The sequence below is a fragment of the Dietzia sp. B44 genome (assembly GCF_014145245.1).
GTDB lineage: Bacteria > Actinomycetota > Actinomycetes > Mycobacteriales > Mycobacteriaceae > Dietzia > Dietzia natronolimnaea.
Genome location: NZ_JAALEF010000254.1, coordinates 1 through 1,671, shown reverse-complemented (window position 1 = coordinate 1,671; position 1,671 = coordinate 1). Strand labels below are relative to the sequence as shown.

Below are 1,671 nucleotides of genomic sequence, written 5' to 3'. Positions count from 1 at the left end.
ATCGCCAGGGCGGGCACGCCGGGAGCGGGCGAGATGCACACCGCGGTGCGGGCTCCGGTCAGTCGGGCGACCAGCCGGATCACCTCGGCGGTCAGCGCGCCCGGAGAGGCGGCACCCAGTTCGGCCGCGTCCGCACGGGCGGGGGCGTAGAGCGAGTCGTCGACCAGATCGGAGCTGCGGCGCGCGAGGTCGGCGAGCCGGGAACGGTCGGAGGCGGGGACGTCAGTCGAATCGGACACCCGAGCAGCGTATCGCCGCGCACGCGGACGACGTGTCCAACGCGCGGTGATCGGATCGGTATGAGACTCTCAGGGGGATCTCAGTACGGGTATACCGTGAGGACAGCCCGATGAGAGAGAGTGGGCACACGTCGTTCCACGAGGGGGCGACGGAACACCGCGCGGACGACTTGCGAGGAGCCCGCGCCGGAAGGCGGCGGCAGCGCATGTACTCGCAGACGGTGCACGAGACGGCGATCGCTCCCGGCGGTGACCACGACGAGGCGGTCGGTACCGCCCGCTTCGACGCGAGTGGTGACGCCGCCGACATGCCCTCCTGGTCCCAGCTCGTCGCCCAGCACGGGGACAGGGTCTACCGGCTCGCATTCCGGCTCTGCGGCAACGCCCACGACGCGGAGGACATCACCCAGGAGGCGTTCATCCGGGTGTTCAGGTCCCTGGACAAGTACAAGCCGGGCACCTTCGAGGGATGGATGCACCGGATCGTCACCAACCTCTTCCTCGACATGGCGCGGCGTCGGTCTCGCATCCGCTTCGAGGCGCTCCCGGAGGACGCCGAGCGGGTGCCGGGTCGTGAGCGCAGTCCGGAGCAGGTCCTGTCGGAGGAGACCTTCGACCCGGTCCTGCAGACCGCCCTGGCCAACCTCTCCCCGGAGTTCCGCGCGGCGGTGGTGCTGTGCGACATCGAGGACCTCAGCTACGAGGAGGTCGGCCGGATCCTCGGGGTCAAGATGGGGACGGTCCGCAGCCGCATCCACCGGGGTCGTTCCGCGTTGCGTGCCGAGCTCGAGGCGGCCGGTGTGACCGGGGTCCACCAGAGCGTCGACTGATCCCCCCGGGAGCTCCCGGGAACCACCGGAGTATCCCGTGCGTTGATCATCCCGGGCGGTCAGAGCCCGGCCCCGAGGGCAGACGGACGAGGAGGCGCGAGGGTGGACCGACACCAGTCAGGACGCGGGTCCACTCCCGAGTACCGGTTGTCGCGGGACTCGGTCCGTGAGGTCGCCGGGAGTACGCCACCCCCTCGATCCGAACCGCACTTCCTCTCCACCGACCACCTCTCCACCGAGGCGGCGGCAGCGTACGTGGACGGCTGCCTCCCGCCCGCGGGACAGGTCCGCGCGGACGCCCACCTCGCTCTGTGCCCGCAGTGTCGACGCGAGGTGGCCGAACAACAGGACGCACGTCGCGCTCTCCGTGGATCCGGGCCGATCCACATGCCCGGTGATCTGCGGGAGCGCCTCCGCCTCCTCGGGGAGGAGCCGACCCGGGAACCCACAGGCGCCCCGGTGCCCCCGCCCGGGAGCAGGTGGTCGAGGCTCCTGCGCCGCCTGCGTTCGTCCGGCCGTTAGGCTGGGGCGCGTGGAGGACGAGACTGGTGTGCGCGGACCGGCGGAACGGGACGTCGACCCCGACCGACCGCTTCGCGAGC

Annotated in this window: 2 protein-coding genes and 1 pseudogene; 2 read left to right on the top strand and 1 reads right to left on the bottom strand. The window is 71.4% G+C overall.

Features of this window, described 5'->3' with window-relative positions; all coding sequences use genetic code 11:
* Nucleotides 1-239, bottom strand: a pseudogene (locus G6017_RS09145) (hypothetical protein); the annotation flags it as partial.
* A 206-nt stretch (nt 240-445) separates the two neighbouring features.
* Here G6017_RS09145 and sigE point away from each other — a divergent pair.
* Both sigE and G6017_RS09135 read left to right on the top strand, forming a co-directional pair.
* Nucleotides 446-1,069: an RNA polymerase sigma factor SigE gene (sigE, locus tag G6017_RS09140; protein WP_179525588.1), complete on the top strand. Its 624-nt coding sequence runs from the start codon at nt 446-448 to the stop codon at nt 1,067-1,069.
* A gap of 102 nt (nt 1,070-1,171) precedes the next feature.
* Nucleotides 1,172-1,591 (top strand): anti-sigma factor family protein, encoded by a 420-nt coding sequence (locus G6017_RS09135; protein ID WP_179525587.1) that lies wholly within the window; start codon nt 1,172-1,174, stop codon nt 1,589-1,591.
* The last annotated feature ends 80 nt before the right edge of the window (nt 1,592-1,671 follow it).

Excerpts from the sequence above, each read along its gene's own strand:
- sigE (WP_179525588.1), top strand. The coding sequence starts at position 446 with ATGTACTCGCAGACGGTGCACGAGACGGCGATCGCTCCCGGCGGTGAC.